Origin of the sequence: Desulfobacula toluolica Tol2 (assembly GCF_000307105.1) — a bacterium.
Classification (GTDB): domain Bacteria; phylum Desulfobacterota; class Desulfobacteria; order Desulfobacterales; family Desulfobacteraceae; genus Desulfobacula; species Desulfobacula toluolica.
Genome location: NC_018645.1, coordinates 3,696,290 through 3,716,958 on the forward strand (window position 1 = coordinate 3,696,290; position 20,669 = coordinate 3,716,958).

A 20,669-nucleotide genomic window follows, 5' to 3' on the forward strand; every position below is an offset into this window, starting at 1 on the left:
TATCATGGCATTAGAAGACAAATACCTGATTGCAACCATTTTGTTTTGCATCCTTTTTGTTGCCAGTTTCGGCTGGGGATGGTGGGGATAATTATAAATTAATAAACATTAAACCTTAAAAAAAAAGAAGAATTCCGGATAACTGTTTTAGCCGGGATTCTTCTTGTCTTTGGATAAAATGAAGCAGACCAACCGATTCTGGAAATTTGTCTTTTTTGCCCTGGCTGCAACCCTGGTTGTTATTACCGCGATTTTGTCTTTGTTATGGCAGGCATTGAGCCGGGAAGAAGGCAGGATTCTCATTTCCCTGGCAAATGATTATTTTTTGTATATTATCAGTGCGGTTTTTATTTGCATTGCCGTTGCATTTGCCGGGCTTGAAATAATATTTATTACATACATCAAGCCTTTAAAAAAAATTTGTGACGAAGCCTCCATGATTTATTCATCCAACCCCTCCCACCGTATAACCATTAACGGAAACAAAGATATAAAAGCCTTGTCATACGTTATCAATAGTTTTGCAGACCTGTTTGAAAACCTGAATAAAAATATTACCGAACAGATACTGGCTGCCAGAAAAAAAACAGAAGAAGAAAGAAACCTTTTGGCAGCTATTATGGCTGAACTTCCCCAGGGTGTATTTATCTGCAATAAATGCGGCAGAATTTTGCTGTTTAATTCTCTTGCAAAAAAAATATTTTCACAGGAAAGCAAGTCTTTGAAAGCCGAATATTTTATCGGACTTGGCAGATCCATATTTCACCTGATTGATAAAGAATTGATTGGCCATGCCATTGAAGAAATTCAAACACGTCTGAAAAATGAGCAAAAAAGTGTGGCATCTTATTTTATTACCCCCATTCATACCGGGCATTTAATCAGTGTTGAAACCATTCCAATCCTTGACCAGAAAAAAGAAATGACCGGTTTTATTCTCACATTTCAGGACGTGAGCGATGACATCAATACCTATGATATCACCCATAAAACCCTTGTAACCTTAAAAAAAGAACTGTCAAAACATATTTTGCTGGTAAAAGAAGAATTAATTCAATCATACGATAAAAACAGAATGAATTCATCAGGACGACTTCCTCTGATTAAGATTCTTGATCAGCTTCCCCGTCACCACGAAAGGGTTTCAGATATCGTGCTTGATGCCATATTAACCAAAGTACCCTTGACAAAACTCTTGTTGTCGGATTTTCTCAATTCAATGAAATCAAAGGCTGATTCGCAATATGGAATAAAACTGAATATCATCCATCAGACTGAAAACAACAGGATACAGGCTGATAAATATTTATTCACAACAGCATTGATCCTATTGTTTAAAAACCTGTCGGATATTATTTTGAACAATGAGTTTAACATCGCTTCTCTAAAAACAGGCAACAGAATAATTTTTGAAATAACCTGGCAGAATCGTCTGTCAAACAAAAACCAGATAAACAAAAACCAGGTCGAAAAACTTCTGTATAAAAGGTTTAATGAGCTGCCCAGTCTTTTTTATATTTTAAAACTTAACAAGGCTCAATTGCGGATTATCTGTGACAGTTTTGACTTTTGTTCTCAAATCAATATCATCACCAGAGCTGAATTCAAGACACCTTTAAGAGAAAAACTACGCCCCCCCGTTATTGCCGGCAGCAGACCTGAATTTTATGATTTTAACCTGTTCAAGACAGAAGATGAAAACCTTGATCTTCTGGATACAAATTTGAGAACCATCACTTATACGGTTTTTGACACGGAGACAACCGGCCTGAATCCGGATGGCGGTGATGAGATCATTTCCATTGCTGCAGTGAGAATCGTCAATCTCAGGATCGCATACCAGGATATTTTTGAGGAACTGGTTGACCCGAAAAGAGACATTCCCATGGAATCTTATAAAATTCACGGCATTAATTATGAAATGGTCAATGGTAAAAAAGATATCCGCACCATTTTGCCAATATTCAAACAATTTACTTCAAACACGGTGATTGTGGGACATAATATCGCTTTTGACATGAAGATGCTGAAAGTCAAGGAAAAGACCACTCAAATCAAGTTTTCAAACCCGGTACTGGATACGCTTCTTTTATCTGCCATCCTGCACCCGGTCCATGAACGGCATGATATGGAAAATATTGCAAAACGCTTGGGGGTGAATATTATCGGCAGACATACGGCCCTTGGGGATGCCATTGCAACAGCAGAAATTTTTTTAAAACTGCTCCCTATTTTAAACAGCAATGGTATTCTGACCCTTAAAGATGCCATTAAAGCATCCAAAAAGAGTTACTATGCACGGTTAAAATATTAATTTCAAAGGAGCTGCACATGCTTGAACCATGGTTAAAATTTACTGGAATCTGTTCTGTTGTGATGGCAATTATTGTATTTTGTGTTATTTTCGGAGGGTACAGCAGTTTTGTAAGATCTCAGAATCGAATTGAAGCGTCAAAATCACTTTTGACCGATGCCTGCCAAAAGAGGTTGGATATAGTGCCGGAACTTGTTGAAATAATAAAAACAAGCAGGATAAAAACATCCATACCATCCATAAACCAGACAGCACAAAAAGCAGCCATCATCTTAAAACAGGTCATTGCCCATGAATCTGCCGTTGAAAATGCTTTGATAAAAGATTTTGAACTTTCACAAACACAACTGACGTTTCAGATAAAGCAAACATTATCCCAATTGGAAGCCTTGGTTGATAAAAACAGTTCACAATATGTTAGTTCACAACAATTTTCTGCTTTAAAAAAACAAGTTGATACGACCCAGGACAACCTGTTTGTAATACAAAAACGGTATAACAAAGAAGTGGCATATTTTAATTTAAGAACAAAAGTATTTCCCGGGTTTTTAATCGCAAAACTGTTTGGATTCAACAAGATTCACTATACAAGTATTTCAAAAGATCTTTTTTTGCCTGCCCAAAAAACTTTTGCACCCGTAACATCATGAATTTAAAACATGAACTCTAAATTTGAAACAAGAACTCTAAAAAGGATGGGTTTAATTTGAAAAAATCAGATATTTATCCATTTTCAGTGCTTTCAAATCAGGAACAAACCAAACTGTATTCTGCTTTTTCCTATGAAAAACTCAAAAAAGGCACTGTCCTTTTTGTACAGGATATCACAAAGGTGGAAAAACTTTATATCCTCTCCAAAGGCCTTGCCCAATATTATTATGCACTCAACCATACAAACATACTGACCGGAGAATTACGGCCCGGAAACAATTTTGGCGGCATTTCAATTTTATTGAATGATGCAATTGCCATCAGGTCTTTAAATGTTCTTGAAGATTCTGTTTTTTTAACCCTTAAGGCGGATATTTTCCTGGCCGCCTGCAAAACAAATTCAAAGTTTCAAGATTATTTTACCAATGAATTTGGAAAATGCATGTTGAACAAATCCTTTGCCGGAATCATTGCAAGACAGATCAACGACAAGGAGTTCAACCTGCCCTTTTTCAATCAGCCCATACGGTCTATTTTTAAGCCAAATATTTCCACATGTCCCATGGAAACAAGCATTGAAAGCGCTGCCCTTAAAATGAGCCAAAATAATACCAGTGCCATGCTGATAAAAAAAAACAAGCACACCATTCATGGCATTGTAACTGATGCGGATCTTAAAAACAAAGGCATTGCAAAAAACCTGGATCTGTCTGAACCTGTTTCAACCATCATGTCCTCCCCCCTTGTTTCAATTTCAGCGGACTGCCAGGTTTTTGAAGCATTTTTATCCATGGTTGAACATGACAAGCGGCACCTGGTTGTTCGTGGTCAATCCGGTGATATTACCGGTATCATCAGTGAAAAAGACCTTATTTATGCCCAGTCGCAATCCACGCATCTGCTGATAAAAACCGTTCAATCGGCCAGCACCATACGGGAAATTGAAAACATTCATTCAAAGCTTGAAAACATGCTGGTTGACCCAATCAAGAACGGAGCCAACCCCGAATATATAACACGGCTGATCACTGCGTTTTCAGATGCCATCATTGATAAAATAATTGTCTTCTCGCTTGAAAAAATGGGGCCTGCGCCTTGTAAATTTACCTTCTTAACCATGGGGTCTGAGGGCCGTGAAGAACAAACCCTGATATCCGACCAGGACAACGCCATTGTTTATGAAGATACAGACGATCCAAAAACGGCAAAAAACTATTTTGACGGCCTGGCAAATTTGATCTGCGACCAGCTGGATATGGCGGGATACCGGTTCTGTGAAGGCAATAACATGGCAAAAAATCCGAAATGGTGCCAACCCCTGTCTCGTTGGAAAAACTATTTTAACACCTGGATTAAAACCTCAAATCCGGAAAATTTGCTTCATTCCAGCATATTTTTTGATTTCAGGGGAACCTGGGGGGATCTGACCATAGCGGAAGACTTGAAACACTATCTTCTGGATGCAATTGCAGGCTGGTCAGGTTTTTTACGCAACCTTACGGAAAACACACTTTATTTCAAACCACCCATCAATTTTTTCGGCAAACTTGTGGTAGAAACCCAGGGGGCTCAAAAAGGGTCTCTGGATTTAAAACTTGCCATGCTTCCGATCATTGATTTTACACGGGTGTATGCCCTGAAAAACGGAATTTCTCACCCCAACACCCTTACAAGACTGTTCAGACTCTATACAAAACATGCATTAACAGACAAAGAGTACAAAGATATTGTAAGGGCCTATAATTATATGATGCAATTAAGATTCTTAAGACAGATCACCACCATCATGGATGAAAAAAAAAGCCCGGATAATTATATTAACCCCCACAACCTTTCAGCCATAGACCGGACTCTGTTAAAAGAAATTTTTAAACTGACCGACAATCTTCAACAAAAACTGGGAATTGAATTCACAGGGGTCGCTTGACCACGAATTGATAAAAACCATTTAAAGACTATTGCTTAAATTTATTTTAAAACAAACTTTTTTCGTTGAAAACGTAAGGGTTAAAGCCTGAATTCTTCCTTGCAATGGTCACAAAAAGAAGTGGATAGCATTTGCCGGCAGTGAATGCACTTATCCATTAAAAACCGATCCTTTCCCTGCATTTGGTCGCAATTCGGACAATGCCAGTTTTTACGGGTTGAAACAAGTTTGTAGCAATTCGGGCATTTAATGGGGAATTTTCTGAAAATCAAATAGAAAATTCCTGCGCAAATAAAAAAAGGCCCCATTAATTTAAATTGAAGTGTGGAAGCAAACTGGTCAAATTCCGCTGAACTGGAAAGAATAACATACAGCAAAAATGCAATGGTGGTAATCGCCAGAAATTTAAATCGAAAATGAAAAAAAACACTTTTTAATGGTTTTTCATCCATAAATTTTAAGCTCCTTGTTTTTTTTTATTTTAATAAAAACTTCACTTCACTTGTTCTGTCAGTGTTTGAGCTTTTATTTTCCATTGGTTCCAGCAGAAAAATCCTCTGTTTTTCCACCTTACCTGTTGAGAGCAGATATGCCTTTATATTTTCTGACCGGTTCATGGATAGAAGTCTTAAATCATCTTTTCCGACATTGATATTTGTCATCAACAACTTGGTTTTTTCCTCAATACCAATTTCTTTTTCATTACCGGCCTCATCCCTTGGTTTAGGAAATTGCGCTACAGCATAGGCCATATCAATATAGTACTGCAAATCTTCTTTTAAGATCACCACATCTTTTAATGTTCCTGTATCACTTCCTGAAGCTGACAACTCTTTTATTTTCTCAGCCTTGATCAAATCTTCAAAGCCTTTTTTTCTTAAAACTTCAGCATCCCGGATGTTGTCATAAATTCCCTGAATTTCCAGGTTTATGGATGTTTTTTCCTGTAAGATCTGCGCCAGTTTATCCAGTTTTTCATAATCAGACGGGTTGATTGCTGAATCACCATATTCAAATTCAACAAACCCCAGATCCTCCCCGCCGCCAAACATGGCACCTATTATTGAAAAAGGTGACGTCACCACTTTTAAAATCAGGTTTGAAATCATTTTCAAAACAATGGAACCTATTTTAAATTCAGGGTCATCCAATTGGCCTGAAACCGGCAGATCAAGGTTAATCCGGCCGTCCCTGTTTTTTAACAGGGAAATGGCAAGTCCGACAGGCAATGATGTGGCATCCTTGCTTTCCACACGTTCGCCCAGAAAAAAATTATCAAATTGAACCCGATTTTCTGATTTAAGGGTACTCCCGTCAATGGTATATTCAAGATCTAAAATAAGTTTTCCTTTTTCGATTTTGTACCCCAGATACCTGGATGAATATGGAGTAAAATTTACCAGTTCAATATCCTTAAAAGAGATATTGATGTCTGCAAATTTTTTTGCAGCCAGTGGATTTATGGTCCCTGCAATATCAAGAGGTGAAGAGTTCCCATGAAGCCCTTTCAGTGAAAGCTTTGCCCGGGATTGTTCGTCTGATGAAAGGCCGGTGACAGATCCTGCAATCTGTTTCATGCCTGCTGTGAAATTGGGTTGGGTCAGATAATCTGAAAAACTGATATCCCCTCCCTGCAGCGTGATACTGTCTACGCGAATCTGTGGTGTTTCAGATGCTGCTGTTTTCTGTTTATTTTCCTGCTTGCTTTCCTGTTTGCTTGTTTGGCCTTTCCCGTGATCTTCTGGTGTGTCCTGCTTGAAAATTGTATTCAAGTTAATTTCACCGGCATTACTGACAATAATCCGGGAATAAAAATCAGTCAGTGAAATATCTTTTACAGTGACCTTAACCGGGAATAACGACACATCAAGTCCTGAAAAATATAATGAGTTGCATTTAAAAAAATCCGTTGCTGTCTGTTTATCAAGACAGATAAAGTTGGTCAGGGATGTTTCTCCGGCAAACGTAATGTTATTATTGCGGGTTCCGCTCATATCCAGATCAAGAGTTCCTTTTGTGTTCAGATGTCCGTCTGTGACAAGAACTCTTACAAAATTTGTAAAATAAGGCTGTAAGGATTTGATATCAATTTTTTTTAAATTCACATCAAGCCCTGCACTTAACATTGATGGAACAGCATTGCCCTTGATACTGATCCGCCCTTCCCTGCCCCAGTCCATTTGAACCGCAACAAGGCCCTTTTGTTCACCCTGAGTTTTAAGATCCGCAGCATTGATGGAGATATTGGAAAGATCAATTTTTACAGGATCAGTGTTGGTCAGATCATTGAACTGTACGGCAAATCCGGTTGCATCAAAAGAGTTCATTGTGACATCCCACAAGGACTCTTTTTCCCCGGATGATACAGCAGTTGTTTTACCGGCAGTGTTTGCCGGTTGCCGTGATTCCTGAACAGGCATGACACTTTTGATAATGTTGATTTGTCCGTCTTTATCCCTTTTCAACAGGATGTTTCCATTTCGGGCGGTAATCGTTCCGGTATCAATTTTTTTATTGCCCACATCAATGACTGCCCCTTTGATCTTGAATTCCGGAATATTGATCATCTCTTCTTTGGACTGTTGATCAGAAAATACCAGGGATTGCATCGAAAACTCAGGGGTGTTGATCGTCATATTCAAGGTGTTGCTTTTTTGTGATACCTTTGCCCCTGCCAGAAGATTCATTGTACATTTAACAGCTGTTTCAGTGGAAAAATCCTGAAAAGACACTGCAGCATCTTTGATTTCAAAGTCTTCCAGGTTGAGACTGAAAAAATTGTGCCCGGCGTTTGCAGTTTTCTTGTCTTCTTTTTTCTCTTCTTTAAGATTCTCGTTATCTTTTGAAAGATAGTCTAACAAATTTATTTTACCGGTCTTATCCCGGTTTACATTCAATTGCGGGGTGGCCATTAAAATTTTTGAAATATTTAATTGATTTGCCAAAACATCTGACGGTGAAATATCAATCGTCAATAACGGGATTTTAATTATTTCCTCTTCAACACCCCCATTTACAATCGCGTTTAATGCATTGATGGTTCCCTGAACCACGAGCGAATTTTTTGAATCTGCTTTGCTATAGGCAGCATGAAAATCCAGGTTAAGATCCAGGTTAAGATCCATTTTTTTCAACCGGATATTTTCAGGCATTGACAGATAGGAAAGATAGTGAATCAAATCAATATCCAATGTCCTGATGTCCACCTGCGTGGCAAGGTCTTCTGCAAATGGCGTTGATTCAACATGAATATCAGTTTTTGACTGGTTTAAGGTAAAACCAATATCCAGTTTTGATTTTTCATGCCTGTTTTTTTGTCTGCTGCTTAACAAAGGAAGGGACAAAGAAAAGTTCTCCATAAGATGAGAGACATCATTTGCCTTATCCTTGAACCGGATTTCACCCTGAACAATATTGACATTTTTTAAAACAAAATTGATTAGTTCCCCTGCACTCTTCTGATCGTCATTTTTATCTTTATTCTTATCCTTTTCCTTTGAAAGCGTTTCATCTTGTTTGCCGGAATTTAAAAGATCTGAGAAATTAAACGAGCCGTCTTGGTTTTGAACAATACTCACATAGGGACTTTCCAAAGAAATATCAGATATGCCAAGGGTAAAGGCAAACAGGGAAAAAAAGCTTAAATCAGCTGATATTTTGTCTGCGGAAAAAAAAACGTCTTTGTTGTTTTCTGTTGCAGCTTTATTTTTTTCTTTCACAATCAGGACATCAATTGTCGATGTAAAAGTATAAGGATTGATAAAAATCTTTTCAATAAAGACCTCCCTGTTCAGCAAAGTGCTTAATTTGTTCATCAGGATATTCTTTCCAACAATTGGCAACAAAAAGAATCCAACCAGGGTATACAGCAAAATAACGGCAACCGGAATTAAACTTGTTTTTCTTAAAAATAAAGCTTTCATTGTCATATCTTATACATTCCTTCTGCTAAATAATTCCAAAAAGCGGTCCGCCTTTTTTCCCCATGGATTTTACCTTTTCAGCAACCTTTGGATCGGACACCAATGGATCGGCATGAAAGGGTTTGATTCTGGCATCTATGATCAAGGGAGGGGTGCAGCCCCAATGTTTAAACAAAGTTTTCTCATTCACACCATAAATATCATGAGAAGGGTTTGATCGTAAAAAAGTCACCCATAAAAAATTTGAAAATGATTTTGCTACAAAACCTGCATCATCTGCAACCACAAACAAAGGAAGCGATTCAAGCCCTGTTTGAGTCTGCAAATGCTTTTTCAACTGATTTATCTGTACTTTTCCTTGTGAATAAGTTTTAAATGCAGGGCCTTCAAGTACCACCATGCCAGGTGCGACAATTTTCGGATGAAAAAATTCGTTTGGCAAAGAAAAAGATTGGGGAAAATCAAATCCCAAGGTTCGTTTTTTTTCACCGGCTGCAGCAATCACAAGTTTTGATCCATGGTTGATGTCCCGGGTGGAATAATCAAGAGTATCCATGGTTGTTTTTGTAAAAAAATGCAAATCAGATTCAAAATCAATATGTTCAAGCATATGAATAAAAAAAGCTTTTTCATCGGTCACATCCAGATCAGGATTGTCTTCATGGGCACAGATCAACAAATATTTTGCCAGTGACAACTGACCTGTTCCCATTACTCTTGCAGCATGGGTTAACAATTCTCTTGGCATCCTTTTTTCATAAGGAACATACCGCTCATGAGCTTTTACAAGAAGAAGGGGATGAACGCCTGCGTCATCCACGGCATTCACGGCGGTAACCCCGGGAATGCTGTCCTGAATTGCGGATCGTGTTATTTTGTGGATCAATCTTCCGAAATTGGAATCTTCCTGGGGCGGTCGTCCCACCACTGTAAACGGAAAAATGGCGCCAGGTCTGTGGTAAACTGATTCTACCTTTAAATACGGGTAGTCGTGTGCCAGAGAATAATAACCCAAATGATCGCCAAAGGGGCCTTCTTTTTTTGTTTTTGCCGGGACAAGGATTCCTGTTATGCAAAAATCCGCATCTGCTGAAATAAAATGCCGGTCTTTATTTGCATAGCGAAAATTTCTCCCGGACAGTGCCCCTGCAAAGGCGATTTCAGGAATTCCTTCCGGAAGCGGCATGACAGCGGCAAGGGTATGGGCAGGCGGCCCGCCGATAAAGATACTGACCCGTAAAGCCTGATTTTTCTCAAGAGCTTTTTGGTGATGGTTGCCGATCCCCCGGTGCAATTGATAATGAAGACCGATCTCTTTGCCCGGATCATAGTCATTTCCGGAAATTTGAATTCTGTACATGCCCAGATTTGAAGTGAAAACAGACGGCTTTGCCGGATCTTTTGAAAAAACCTGGGGCAACAGGATAAAGGCACCGCCATCCTCAGGCCAGCACTTGATCATGGGAAGATCCCTGATATCACATTTGTTTTCCAGCACCTTGGGGTTGGATGTCTTTACAGGTAATGCGTGTAAGAGTGCGGGCAGGGCTTTTGATGTTTTCCTCAAAGATCGAACCGCCAATCCCGGATCTGATTTGATATCCACAAGGGCCTTGACAGATGCAAGCTGGGGTTCAAAAATTTTCAGGGTTCTTTCCCAGGTGCCGAACAGGTTTGAGACTGCGGGGAATTTAGTGTTCATCACATTGGCAAACAATATGGCCGGGCCATTGGTATCAAACACCTGTCTTGTGATTTCAGCCATTTCAAGGTTTGGATCAACCGGCTGCCGGATCGTTACCAGTTCCCCCTGTTTTTCCAAAAAATTGACACACTGCCGGAGGCTTGAAAATTTCATGATTTAATTTCTTCCCCAGGCAGTTTAATTAACAGCTTGATTAACAGTCTGATTAACAATTTTATTATTTGACATAGCCCCATTCTTTCAGACGATTATAGGCGTACTTGGAATATTGATTGGGCTGATAATTAATCAGTTTCAAATAGGTCTGATAATGATGGGCTGCCGGAGACCTGTCACCTTTTTTATCCAGGCAATACCCTTTATAAAAAGCCATTTGCGGGTTACCCGGCAACAGGCCGTCACACTTGCTGAAATTTTGATAAGCTGCCCCATATTGTTTAAGCTCGGTATTGGCCATACCGGCAACATAGTGACCCTGGACTTCCGACGGATACAATTTTTTTGCAGCATCTGCATAGGACAAGGCCTGGGCAGGTTTTTTCATGATCATCAGGCATTTGGACATTAACACATGGGCTGTATAATCCTCTTTCAGAGCATACAAGGAGTTTTTAAAAGCAGTCTGAGCTTTGTCATACTCTTTTTTTGCCAGATGCTTTTCTCCTTGCTGCAAAAGTTCTATGCCTTGTTTTTTAGCACGCAGGGAAGCTGTATGATCCATATATCTTTCACGGTTCAACAAATAATTTTTTGAATACCGATAAATCCCTTGTTCCCTTTGAATTGCGGAATTTAACCGTTCCGAACTCATTGGATGGGTTGAAAAAAGTATCTGGGCGGAATTTGATTTTTCCCTGTTCATGGAATTGAGCATCTGCATAAGCTCTACAAATCCTTTGGAGGAATAGCCCGCCTTAACCATATATTCGTTGCCAAGAGAATCAGCTTCCCTTTCGTTATCCCGGCTGTACTTGGACAAAAGCAATCCCTGGCTCAGCATGCCAAGCTGTTGTGTTAATTCGCCAAGGCCAGAGCTTTGAGTGCCTGCGGCAATGGAGACACCGCTCACGAGAAGAGAAGAAAGTTGCCCTTTGGAGATCTGTTCCGCTGTGTGCCTTGCATTGACATGGCCAAGTTCATGGCCAAGCAAAGCTGCAAGTTGGGCCTCATTGTCAAGTTTCAATAAAATTCCCCGGGTAACGGCAATGGAGCCGCCGGGAAATGCATATGCATTAATATAAGTTGCATTCACACAATTAAAATTATAAGGCATTCCTGGCCTGTGGACATTAGGCAACAAGGCCTTGCCCACATCAGAAACATACCGGTTGAGTTCAGCATCCTTTGTAATGCCGTAATCCGAAGAAAACTGAAAAGGTGACTGCTGTTTGTCAATTCCGATCTCCTGTTGCTGGGAAACCATCATCAATTGTTTTTTTCCTGTAACAGGATCAACAGCACACCCGGTAAAACATGCAGCACCTGCAACAGATGCAGACATAAATGCTGAATATTTTAGAAACTGCCTTCTTGAAATTTGATTGTTTTTAATTGATTGATTCATTTTTCTATTTCCCTGTCTGGTAGGTTCTTTTTTACTGTATGAAATGGTTTATAACCTTTTGAAATCAGGGCTCTTTTGTTTTTTTATTGTGACAGCTTGACCTGCCATGGCCGTTAGTGATCCTTAACAAACAAACTGATAATCAAAAAAACAACGCCAAGCCCAAATAAAAAACAAAAAAACGGTAAATCATAAATCAGGAAATCCAGGTTTTTTTGTATAAAATCACTGCCTATTAGCGTTATAACGGTTTCAGACGTATCATTTCCGATTATTTTTGATAGAGTCAAATCAACCCAGAAATTTTTAGATTCCATAAAGCCGGAAACAGTACTGAAAATACCCATAACAAATCCTGCCGCTAATGAAAAAATTCCTAATTTAGTAAACATTTTCTATAGTCCCTTAGTCCTGATTTATAAAAAAAACTTTTTAAATGATGCACCAATATATTCTGCAAGCTTTGTCCAAGTCAAACTATTTTCCCCCACAAGGCTTTTATTTACCAACCCTTTATGATAAATCCTGTCGATACTACGACTATGAAAAACGAGACTATATTAAAAAAGATAGGCATTGCATCCTTTATCATGATGGCATCCGTATTTGCCAGTCGTGTCATCGGAGTTTTTCGTGAAATGACCATTGCCGGTGTCGGCGGCATAAACGCCGGTGTTGATGCCTACCAGATCGCGTTTATTCTTCCTGAAATTCTTAACCATATTGTGGCAAGCGGTTTTCTTTCCATCACCTTTATTCCCATATTTGCCCACTATCTTTCCTCAAACAAAGAAAAGGAAGGATACCGGGTCTTTTCAATTATTTTGAACGGGTTCGGGCTTCTTTTGTTAGGTTTTATAATTGTCACGATGATATGGGCACCCCGCTTTGTTAACCTGCTGGCACCGGGAATCAATGATCCCGGCACCTTTGCTCTTGCCGTAAAAATGACCCGGATCATCATACCTGCCCAGTTTTTCTTTTTTGCCGGCGGGCTTCTGATGGCGGTTCAGTTTGCCAATGAAAAATTTTTCATCCCTGCTCTTGCACCGTTGATATACAATGTATCCATTATTCTGGGCGGACTTGTTTTAGGCCCTTTCATGGGGATGGAAGGATTTGCCTGGGGCGTACTGGCGGGCGCATTTGTGGGTAATTTTGCACTACAGGTCATGGGCGCAAAAAAACTTGGGGCCAGGTATTACCCTATCCTGTGCTTTACACATCCTGATTTAATACGTTACGTTCAGCTCACACTACCTTTAATGATAGGGTTAACCATGACATTCTCAACGGAAATTCTCTTGAAATTTTTCGGGTCTTATTTGCCTTCCGGCAGTATTGCCGCCATGAATTATGCTCTCAGGGTTATGTTTATTATTGTTGGACTTTTCGGGCAGGCCATCGGGGTTGCCTCTTATCCGTTTATGGCAAAACTGGCCCGTCAAGGCAATATTTTTGAGTTAAACCGCCTGTTAAACAAAACATTGAAATTTATTTTCCTGGTCATTCCTTTTTGTGTTCTGTTTATTGTGTTAAGCCGTGAAATTGTAACCATACTTTTTCAAAGAGGTCAATTTGATGCCCAGGCAACCATGGTGACCACGGGAATTCTGCCTTTTTTCATGGTCGGTGCTTTTGCTTTTTCAGCCCAGAACATTGTTTCAAGGGGATACTATGCCATTCAAAACACCCTTTTTCCGGCTATTTTCACAACTCTTTGTGTTTTATTCAGCCTGCCTGTTATTTTCCTGTTCATGAAAATAATGGGAGCCCAGGGAGTGGCCTTAGGGTTATCACTGTCGGTGATCATCCAGGCATTTATCCTGTTTGAATGCTGGAACAAAAAAAGTTTAAATTCTGAAAAAAAAGAGGTTTATCAGTTCTTTTTAAAAATGATCCCCATCAGCCTGATGATGGGGATCATACTTTTTATAACCGCTTCCGGCCTGCGACTATTCATTGATCCTGCAACTCTTTTGGGGTCTTTGGCCATTGCAGGTCTGATCGGAATTGAATTTTTATTTCTATTTTTCTTAACCGGGTCTGTTTTAAACATACCGGAAATTCTTATTTTCTATGAAAACATTTACAAAAGGATTTTCCCATGGCTAAAAAAACGATTGAAAAAACAAATGAAAAAATCACAATAGCAGCCGATAAAATCAAAGCATCAAATAATTTGGTTATCTTTACCGGCGCCGGTATCTCAACAGAAAGCGGAATACCCGATTACAGAAGCCAGGGGGGCATTTGGGACAAATTCCAGCCAGTGTACTTTGATGAATTCATGTCGTCCAAAAAAGCTCGGATCAAGTATTGGGAACAGCGGCTTGACATGGAAAAAAGCCTGTCTGTATCCAAACCCAACAAGGGCCATAAAAGCATTGCAAAACTTCATGAAATGGGCAAATTAAAGGCTTTGATCACACAGAATATTGACGGACTTCATGAAGCATCCGGCATTCCGGCAAAAAAAATCATTGAACTGCACGGCAACACCCGGCGCGTAAGGTGCATGAGTTGCAGCAAACTGATCTCCTGGGAGGAAACACAAAAGATGATTGATGCAGGCGAAAAGGCGCCTGAATGTTCCTGCGGCGGATATTTTAAGCCGGACACGGTTTCGTTCGGCCAGGCCATGCCGGTCGAGGAGACCAGGAGAGCTGTCGAGTTGTCAACCAACAGTGATGTCTTTATTGTCGTGGGTTCCACACTTCTGGTTCAACCGGCAGCCTTGATGCCGGAATATGCTAAAACTGCCGGTGCTTTTCTTGTTATCATCAATCTTTCTGAAACTCCTTATGATACAAAATGTGATGTACTGATCAGGGGAAAGGCAGGAGATGTCCTGAAAAATATTGTTAATCAGGTTATCTCTGACTGAAAAGGAAATTGGGATAAGGGCTATCATCAACTTGCCGCTGTAACTTTAGCTGTGCTTTGTCTGTCTCAACAAATTTTGAGCAGCCGATCTGTTAAAGTTACAGCGGTAATATAATTGTCGGGTGATTGTCCATCCAGCGCCCGGTCTACTTGTTGTTAAAATCACAAATAACCGCTTCAAATGAAGCGCAGCGGAATTTGTATCCGATTAATTTGTGTTGTTATACTTTTTTTCGCCTAAAGTATATAAAACACCCATTTCAAGCCAGATGCCTTTGTCAGATGCAAATTCTTTTATTTCAGCTAAATGTTCTTTTTTGAATTTTATAAAATCATTTTTGGAAAGTTGATTTACCAATCCACGAAAACCTCCGTTCCATATTATGTACCACCAGTCCGAGACATCTTTTAGATAGTAACCAAAATCTTTCTGCTTACATTGTATATTCTGCAATCCGGCTTCTTTAAAAAGAGAGGTGCATTGTTCTTTTGTTGCAACTCGTTTCCAAGCAATGCTTGGCACTTCAATTCCATAATTTTCAAGGCGGTTGATAAATAGATTGAAAAGAGGAGTAAAGGCATTGTCGAAGAATGTTGTTATAAGGACTGTGCCTCCGGCTTTGACTTTACTGGCTATATGGATTAGTTGTTTTTCCATATCCTCGACGAAAAAAATACTAAAAGCGCTTACTGCGATATCAAAATTATTATCTTTGTAATCAATAGCCTGCATGTCCATTTCAACAAATGTAACATTTTGTATTCCCAGCTCATTTTTGTTTTTAATGGCCTGGGTGAGCATACCTTCTGAAAAATCTATACCCGTCACCTGTCCATCCGGCAAATATTTAGCAATAGCAAGTGCCACATATCCAGTTCCTGTGGCCACATCAATTACATGCTCATCTCCCCTCAAATTTAAAAATGAGGAGACTTGATTAGGGGTCTCAGAAAAAAAACGCATTGCTGAATGTCCATATCCATCAGAAACAGCATTAAATGTATTCTTATATAATTCTTTTAATTCAATATGATCCATAATAATACTTCCTTGTTTAGTTTGAAGCCTAACACGGCCTTCACCAGCGGCAATTTTGCTGCAACTACGTGTATTATGTTCCTGATATGATATTATTTGTCAGATAGTGTCCATGGTTTTGTAAAGTAGGTTTCGCGAACTTCAGATGCCTTTGACTTTGCCCAGTTTTCCAGCCCCATCTTATTTATTAAACATAAATTGAAGACTTTCATATTATGCGGCAGCTCAGTAGCCCTGTCAGCATAAGGGTGTAAGTTGTCACATGGAAATTCGTTACAATCTCCACAAAAATCAAGGCCCTTGTTTTTAGAGCATTCATATGCAGCACAACTATGCGAATCACCAAAGATATATTTTTGTAATGGTATCTTGCCATCGTGATTTCGGCATCCTTTGCACAGCATTATTTCAACAGGTACATTATATTCTTCGGACATTTTTTCAACTACAGCTCTTGCTTCCTTGTTTTCAAGGGCCAAATAGAAATGTAAGCGGTAATTAAACCCCATCTACTAAGGCCTCCAGATTTCGCTTAATATCTCTTCTCAAAAAGGAGGTGTGTATTGAGCAAATCGTGGAAGAAAATAAACGAAGAAAAGGCAATATTCTGGAAAACACATATCGATCAATGGACTGAATCCCGCCTGTCCCAAATAGAGTACTGCCGCCAGAATGGCCTGAGGCCGAACAGGTTCACCTATTGGAAGATTAAATTCGGTAAACCAAATCAGCCCACAGGACTGGTTCAGGTTCCTGTGCCGACTCACTTTTGTCAAGCAGGGCTAAAACTGAATATAGGCCGGGAACTGCAAGTGGAAATCCCCGACGGTTTTAAGAAAGAAACCCTTGAGCAGGTGCTTTCTGTATTGAAGGCTGTCCAATGATGAATTTTCCGTCAGACACCAAGGTCTATCTATTCTTAGGCGCAACGGATATGCGCAAAGCTATTAACGGATTGTCCGTCATTGTCAGTGAACAGATGCAACTTGACATATTTTCCTCCAACTTGTTTGTATTCTGCAACCGGACGCAGACCATTTTAAAAATTTTATACTGGGATAAAAATGGCTTCTGTATGTGGCAGAAACGTCTTGAAAAAGACCGTTTCAAGTGGCCGAAAACATCTGACGATGTCATGAATATTACCAGTCGAGAGTTGTCCTGGTTAGTTGACGGCCTGAATATAAATCAGGCACATAAACCCTTGAAATATTCCATGATTTATTGATGTTAAAACTATGAAAAAGCCCGTGGTTATGGTATATACAGTCCATGACTAAAGGCAAGGTAAAAGGTAATCGGGATCTGGATGAAGTGAAGAAAATTGCTTGTGATTTGATTGATGAGAATCAAATCCTTAAAGAGCAGGTTAAATCACTTCAGAATATGATCTTTGGTCGCAAATCAGAGAAAACGCCTAAAGATGACGGGCAAATGTCTCTGTTCGATATGCCTGAACCCGAACTTCCTATCCTGGAAAAAGAGGAGGAAGACGTAACGATTGGTGAACATACCCGTAAAAAACGTGGCCGCAAGCCTTTACCCGCCGATCTTCCCCGTATAGATGTTATACATGAACTCAGCGAGGATGAAAGACAGTGCAACTGCGGTTGCCTTAAGGAACGCATCGGCCAGGAAGAGTCAGAACAACTGGACTATATCCCTGCCAAAGTAAGGGTACTTCGAAACATCCGGTATAAATACGCCTGCAAAAATTGTGAAGGTGTGGAAGACGACGGCCCCACCGTGTCAATTGCCAGGATGCCTGAACAGATTATCCCCAAAAGCATTGCTAACCCGGGCCTTCTGGCACATATTCTGACCGCAAAATTTGCAGATGCCCTGCCGTTTTACCGTCAGGAAAAGCAATTTACCAGGATCGGTATTGAACTTGGCCGGTCGACCATGTGTACATGGGCCATGAAAGTCGCTGACGCCTGTGATATTCTAATCGACATGATGCAAAAGGACATACTGGCAAGCCCGATGATTGGTGCTGATGAAACACCTCTTCTGGTCTTAAAGGGCCCCCGGAAATCAAAATCATATATGTGGATTTTTAGAGGTGGTCCGCCTGATATGCCAATTATTCAATTCCAATATCATCCGACACGATCCGGAGATGTTGCCGCATCATTTTTGAATGGATACAAAGGCATTGTTCAGACGGATGGCTATAAAGGATATGATTTTCTGGACAAAATAACGGATATCATTCATGTGGCATGCTGGACTCACGCCCGCAGGGGATTTAAAAATGTAACAAAAGCTGCAGGGAATAAAAAGAGTTCATCGGGCAATGCCGGCACCGCTTTAAAGTATATCAGTCTGCTTTATAAAATTGAAAAAGAAGCCCGGGTGCAGGAATTAACGCCTGACCAATTATATGCTCGGAGGCAAAAAGAAGCGGTTCCAATTTTAGAAGAGTTCAAGAAATGGCTTGATGCAAGAGTGGAAAAAGTTCCTCCCAAAAGTCTGCTTGGCAAGGCGATCCATTATACTCTCAACCAATGGCACAGGCTCATCCAATACACGACCGACGGAATCATCAGGCCTGATAACAATCTGGTTGAAAATGCCATCCGACCTTTTGTGGTCGGACGAAAGAATTGGCTTTTCTCGGACACCGTTAAGGGTGCCCGGGCCAGTGCACTGATTTACAGCTTGATTGAAACAGCCAAATCAAATGGGCTGGAGCCATATTGGTATCTCAAATATCTGTTTGAACACTTGCCTGAGGCTATGACGGAAGATGATTTTAAGGCGTTGCTTCCATACAATGTCGATAAAAAACAGTTGGCTTGACCTTCCGCCCCCTGAGTGGGGTTAAAACATCGCTTACCTCCCATGGGAGTAATAAAATAATCTGAATTTAACAATACAGTTCTATTTAGTGCCCCCAAGGAAGGTCCAAGATCAATGAATAAAAAATCATAAGAGTCGCTATATTTGTTCTTAATAAAATTTAACCAGTTGCTTTTTCGAAAACCTCCAAGATCTCCTGCAGAACATTTATTCCAAGCATCACTAAAAATATCTTCTATGGAAGATAGTTTAGGGTGTCCTGGGATGAGGTCAAAACAATAACGAGAATCTGATTGGTTAATGGAAATATTTCCTTCTTTTATGTTTGAATCTCCAGCAACAATATCCTCGAAAAAATAATAAATTGAATGTCGAATACTATTAGGGCCATATATTTCAAGCCACTTATCTTCGGCTAATATACTTTGTGTCGAGTTCGCTTGGGGATCCAAATCCAAGAACAGAATTCTTTTTTCCAAATATGTCTTATAATAAGAAGCAAGATTAACCGCTAAAGTTGTTTTTCCAACTCCCCCTTTATTATTGAAAAAGGTAATAATTTCCATTTGTATATTCTCCTCGTATAAAGGTTTTTAAACCAGGCTTGAAAATGGCGACAGACATCTTCAACACCTTTATAATTGTGGTTTGATTTTAAGCATTTCATTTTTTAGCTTTTTTAAAAAAACAAGTAATTGAATGTGTCCTGTTATCTCGTTTGATCTGACATATAGTCGTATATCATGAAGAAACTATTGATAACCTGAACGGTTATAACCTTCATATCCGCTGAATTCCATATCTGCATTACCAGTATTTTAAAATAGTGTAAAGAGATTCCAAATTTCTTGAATAACTGCCAGGGGCAGACCTGGTCTTTCGCTCAGATTTGCCCACAACAAAACATGAAAGTCACTGTTTGGATTTTTGAAGACTTTCATATAAACTGCCATGGCAGATCAGTTTGTCACAACAAATAATGAAAGAGTAATGCCAAGGTGGCACTAATGGTATAATCAGAGACAATCAAGAGTTTTAAAATGGGCGGGAACGGAAAAAGTGGTGCGGGGTGATTCTGCATTTGCCAGGTTGACAGCTCATATAGCATAGAGTATGAAATCTATTCAATTAAAAGACAAATCAGGCTTAAGGAGCGCCTTACTGATGACACAAGAGCCTAAAATACGACCAAGACAGATTATTGATACGATCAACAATCTGCTGGATAACGGGATAAAAAAAATCAGTGTCCTCGTCCGCCATTCTGACAGGATGTTCACTGAAGATGCAAACCTGGAACCCTTTATGACATTAACGGATGAGGGTAAAAAAAATGCGTTTGAGTTCGGTGCCGACCTCCGATCAGCGCCCCTGCCAAGATTATATTCCAGTTTTCTGGGGCGCTGTATTGAAACTGCTTACTTGATTGATAAGGGTTTTACAAAAACACATAACCAGACCCTTGACCACAATTGCACAAATGAGATGCTTACACCGTTTTATGTCATTGATATGGACGAAACCGTTCACCGGGTTAAGAAACAAGGCAATGCCCTTTTTTTGAGAAACTGGTTTGATAAGCTAATTGACGAGAGGATCATGGAAAACCCGGAAAAAACCGCGAACCGTTTAAGTGAATTTATGATTGAACAGATAAAAAAATATGATGAGAACCGGATAGCTGTCTGTGTTTCCCATGACTGGAATATTTATGTGTTAAAAGAGTTTAAATTGGGACTCAAACATGAAACATCAGGAGATGTGGGCTTCCTTGACGGGGTCGTATTTTTTGAAAAAGAAAATCAATACTATATTATAAATCACCAGGCAGGCCCGGTATTATTATAACAAAATC

16 protein-coding genes and 1 pseudogene are annotated in these 20,669 nt (G+C 39.7%); 9 read left to right on the forward strand and 8 right to left on the reverse strand.

Annotated features, from left to right (window positions below; genetic code table 11):
* Window positions 1-178: 178 nt before the first annotated feature.
* Genes TOL2_RS16865 through TOL2_RS16875 form a run of 3 tightly spaced genes read left to right on the forward strand, consistent with a single transcriptional unit; the run spans window position 179 to window position 4,892 of the window.
* Window positions 179-2,314: an exonuclease domain-containing protein gene (locus tag TOL2_RS16865; protein ID WP_041279590.1), complete on the forward strand. Its 2,136-nt coding sequence runs from the start codon at window positions 179-181 to the stop codon at window positions 2,312-2,314.
* 17 nt (window positions 2,315-2,331) lie between these two features.
* The gene (locus tag TOL2_RS16870) at window positions 2,332-2,964 is read left to right on the forward strand and encodes a LemA family protein (protein ID WP_014958507.1); all 633 of its coding nucleotides are present in this window, start codon (window positions 2,332-2,334) and stop codon (window positions 2,962-2,964) included.
* A gap of 56 nt (window positions 2,965-3,020) precedes the next feature.
* Complete coding sequence (locus TOL2_RS16875) at window positions 3,021-4,892, forward strand: DUF294 nucleotidyltransferase-like domain-containing protein (RefSeq protein ID WP_014958508.1); 1,872 nt, start codon at window positions 3,021-3,023, stop codon at window positions 4,890-4,892.
* Window positions 4,893-4,972: 80 nt separating this feature from the next.
* On the opposite strand, the gene TOL2_RS16880 is transcribed toward TOL2_RS16875, so the two are convergent.
* From TOL2_RS16880 to TOL2_RS16900, 5 genes are all read right to left on the reverse strand, one after another.
* Window positions 4,973-5,344 (reverse strand): hypothetical protein, encoded by a 372-nt coding sequence (locus TOL2_RS16880; RefSeq protein WP_014958509.1) that lies wholly within the window; start codon window positions 5,342-5,344, stop codon window positions 4,973-4,975.
* Between the two features lie 24 nt (window positions 5,345-5,368).
* Window positions 5,369-8,815 (reverse strand): DUF748 domain-containing protein, encoded by a 3,447-nt coding sequence (locus TOL2_RS16885; RefSeq protein WP_232507959.1) that lies wholly within the window; start codon window positions 8,813-8,815, stop codon window positions 5,369-5,371.
* Window positions 8,816-8,840: 25 nt separating this feature from the next.
* Window positions 8,841-10,673: a UbiD family decarboxylase gene (locus tag TOL2_RS16890; protein ID WP_014958511.1), complete on the reverse strand. Its 1,833-nt coding sequence runs from the start codon at window positions 10,671-10,673 to the stop codon at window positions 8,841-8,843.
* Between the two features lie 64 nt (window positions 10,674-10,737).
* The gene (locus TOL2_RS16895) at window positions 10,738-12,084 is read right to left on the reverse strand and encodes a M48 family metalloprotease (protein WP_014958512.1); all 1,347 of its coding nucleotides are present in this window, start codon (window positions 12,082-12,084) and stop codon (window positions 10,738-10,740) included.
* Window positions 12,085-12,197: 113 nt separating this feature from the next.
* Window positions 12,198-12,476, reverse strand: a complete 279-nt coding sequence (locus TOL2_RS16900) for a hypothetical protein (protein WP_148278139.1) — start codon at window positions 12,474-12,476, stop codon at window positions 12,198-12,200.
* Window positions 12,477-12,626: 150 nt separating this feature from the next.
* On the opposite strand from TOL2_RS16900, the gene murJ reads away from it, so the two are divergent.
* On the forward strand, window positions 12,627-14,237 hold the full coding sequence (gene murJ / locus TOL2_RS16905) for a murein biosynthesis integral membrane protein MurJ (protein ID WP_014958514.1): 1,611 nt from the start codon (window positions 12,627-12,629) through the stop codon (window positions 14,235-14,237).
* Window positions 14,192-14,971 carry an SIR2 family NAD-dependent protein deacylase gene (locus tag TOL2_RS16910; protein ID WP_014958515.1) on the forward strand — a complete coding sequence of 260 codons (780 nt, stop codon included), beginning with the start codon at window positions 14,192-14,194 and terminating at the stop codon, window positions 14,969-14,971. Before murJ ends, TOL2_RS16910 begins: the two co-directional genes overlap by 46 nt.
* 207 nt (window positions 14,972-15,178) lie before the next feature.
* Here TOL2_RS16910 and TOL2_RS16915 read toward each other — a convergent pair whose 3' ends face one another.
* Both TOL2_RS16915 and TOL2_RS16920 read right to left on the reverse strand, forming a co-directional pair.
* On the reverse strand, window positions 15,179-16,009 hold the full coding sequence (locus TOL2_RS16915; RefSeq protein ID WP_014958516.1) for a class I SAM-dependent methyltransferase: 831 nt from the start codon (window positions 16,007-16,009) through the stop codon (window positions 15,179-15,181).
* 92 nt (window positions 16,010-16,101) lie between these two features.
* Complete coding sequence (locus TOL2_RS16920; protein ID WP_014958517.1) at window positions 16,102-16,518, reverse strand: DUF3795 domain-containing protein; 417 nt, start codon at window positions 16,516-16,518, stop codon at window positions 16,102-16,104.
* 54 nt (window positions 16,519-16,572) lie between these two features.
* Between TOL2_RS16920 and tnpA the strand changes: the two genes are divergently transcribed.
* From tnpA to tnpC, 3 genes are read left to right on the forward strand one after another with little or no spacing between them, the layout of a single operon-like run.
* Complete coding sequence (gene tnpA / locus TOL2_RS16925) at window positions 16,573-16,893, forward strand: IS66 family insertion sequence element accessory protein TnpA (RefSeq protein ID WP_014956142.1); 321 nt, start codon at window positions 16,573-16,575, stop codon at window positions 16,891-16,893.
* A complete protein-coding gene (gene tnpB, locus TOL2_RS16930) occupies window positions 16,890-17,237 on the forward strand; it encodes an IS66 family insertion sequence element accessory protein TnpB (RefSeq protein ID WP_014956143.1) in 348 nt (115 codons plus the stop codon). The genes tnpA and tnpB overlap by 4 nt, the downstream gene beginning before the upstream one ends.
* A 44-nt stretch (window positions 17,238-17,281) precedes the next feature.
* Window positions 17,282-18,814, forward strand: a complete 1,533-nt coding sequence (tnpC, locus tag TOL2_RS16935; RefSeq protein ID WP_014958518.1) for an IS66 family transposase — start codon at window positions 17,282-17,284, stop codon at window positions 18,812-18,814.
* Between the two features lie 53 nt (window positions 18,815-18,867).
* Here the strand turns inward: tnpC and TOL2_RS25630 are convergent.
* A pseudogene (locus TOL2_RS25630) lies at window positions 18,868-19,380 on the reverse strand (ParA family protein); the annotation flags it as partial.
* A gap of 547 nt (window positions 19,381-19,927) precedes the next feature.
* Here TOL2_RS25630 and TOL2_RS16940 point away from each other — a divergent pair.
* Window positions 19,928-20,662: a histidine phosphatase family protein gene (locus TOL2_RS16940; RefSeq protein WP_232507960.1), complete on the forward strand. Its 735-nt coding sequence runs from the start codon at window positions 19,928-19,930 to the stop codon at window positions 20,660-20,662.
* Window positions 20,663-20,669 lie beyond the last annotated feature (7 nt).

What these genes read in the sequence shown, in the direction of transcription:
- TOL2_RS16900 (WP_148278139.1), bottom strand. Translation starts at nt 12,476, where the DNA reads ATGTTTACTAAATTAGGAATTTTTTCATTAGCGGCAGGATTTGTTATG.
- tnpC (WP_014958518.1), top strand. Translation starts at nt 17,282, where the DNA reads ATGACTAAAGGCAAGGTAAAAGGTAATCGGGATCTGGATGAAGTGAAG.
- TOL2_RS16885 (WP_232507959.1), bottom strand. Translation starts at nt 8,815, where the DNA reads ATGAAAGCTTTATTTTTAAGAAAAACAAGTTTAATTCCGGTTGCCGTT.
- TOL2_RS16880 (WP_014958509.1), bottom strand. Translation starts at nt 5,344, where the DNA reads ATGGATGAAAAACCATTAAAAAGTGTTTTTTTTCATTTTCGATTTAAA.
- TOL2_RS16870 (WP_014958507.1), top strand. Translation starts at nt 2,332, where the DNA reads ATGCTTGAACCATGGTTAAAATTTACTGGAATCTGTTCTGTTGTGATG.
- TOL2_RS16865 (WP_041279590.1), top strand. Translation starts at nt 179, where the DNA reads ATGAAGCAGACCAACCGATTCTGGAAATTTGTCTTTTTTGCCCTGGCT.
- TOL2_RS16895 (WP_014958512.1), bottom strand. Translation starts at nt 12,084, where the DNA reads ATGAATCAATCAATTAAAAACAATCAAATTTCAAGAAGGCAGTTTCTA.
- TOL2_RS16920 (WP_014958517.1), bottom strand. Translation starts at nt 16,518, where the DNA reads ATGGGGTTTAATTACCGCTTACATTTCTATTTGGCCCTTGAAAACAAG.
- TOL2_RS16890 (WP_014958511.1), bottom strand. Translation starts at nt 10,673, where the DNA reads ATGAAATTTTCAAGCCTCCGGCAGTGTGTCAATTTTTTGGAAAAACAG.
- TOL2_RS16940 (WP_232507960.1), top strand. Translation starts at nt 19,928, where the DNA reads ATGAAATCTATTCAATTAAAAGACAAATCAGGCTTAAGGAGCGCCTTA.
- tnpB (WP_014956143.1), top strand. Translation starts at nt 16,890, where the DNA reads ATGATGAATTTTCCGTCAGACACCAAGGTCTATCTATTCTTAGGCGCA.
- TOL2_RS16915 (WP_014958516.1), bottom strand. Translation starts at nt 16,009, where the DNA reads ATGGATCATATTGAATTAAAAGAATTATATAAGAATACATTTAATGCT.
- TOL2_RS16910 (WP_014958515.1), top strand. Translation starts at nt 14,192, where the DNA reads ATGGCTAAAAAAACGATTGAAAAAACAAATGAAAAAATCACAATAGCA.
- murJ (WP_014958514.1), top strand. Translation starts at nt 12,627, where the DNA reads ATGAAAAACGAGACTATATTAAAAAAGATAGGCATTGCATCCTTTATC.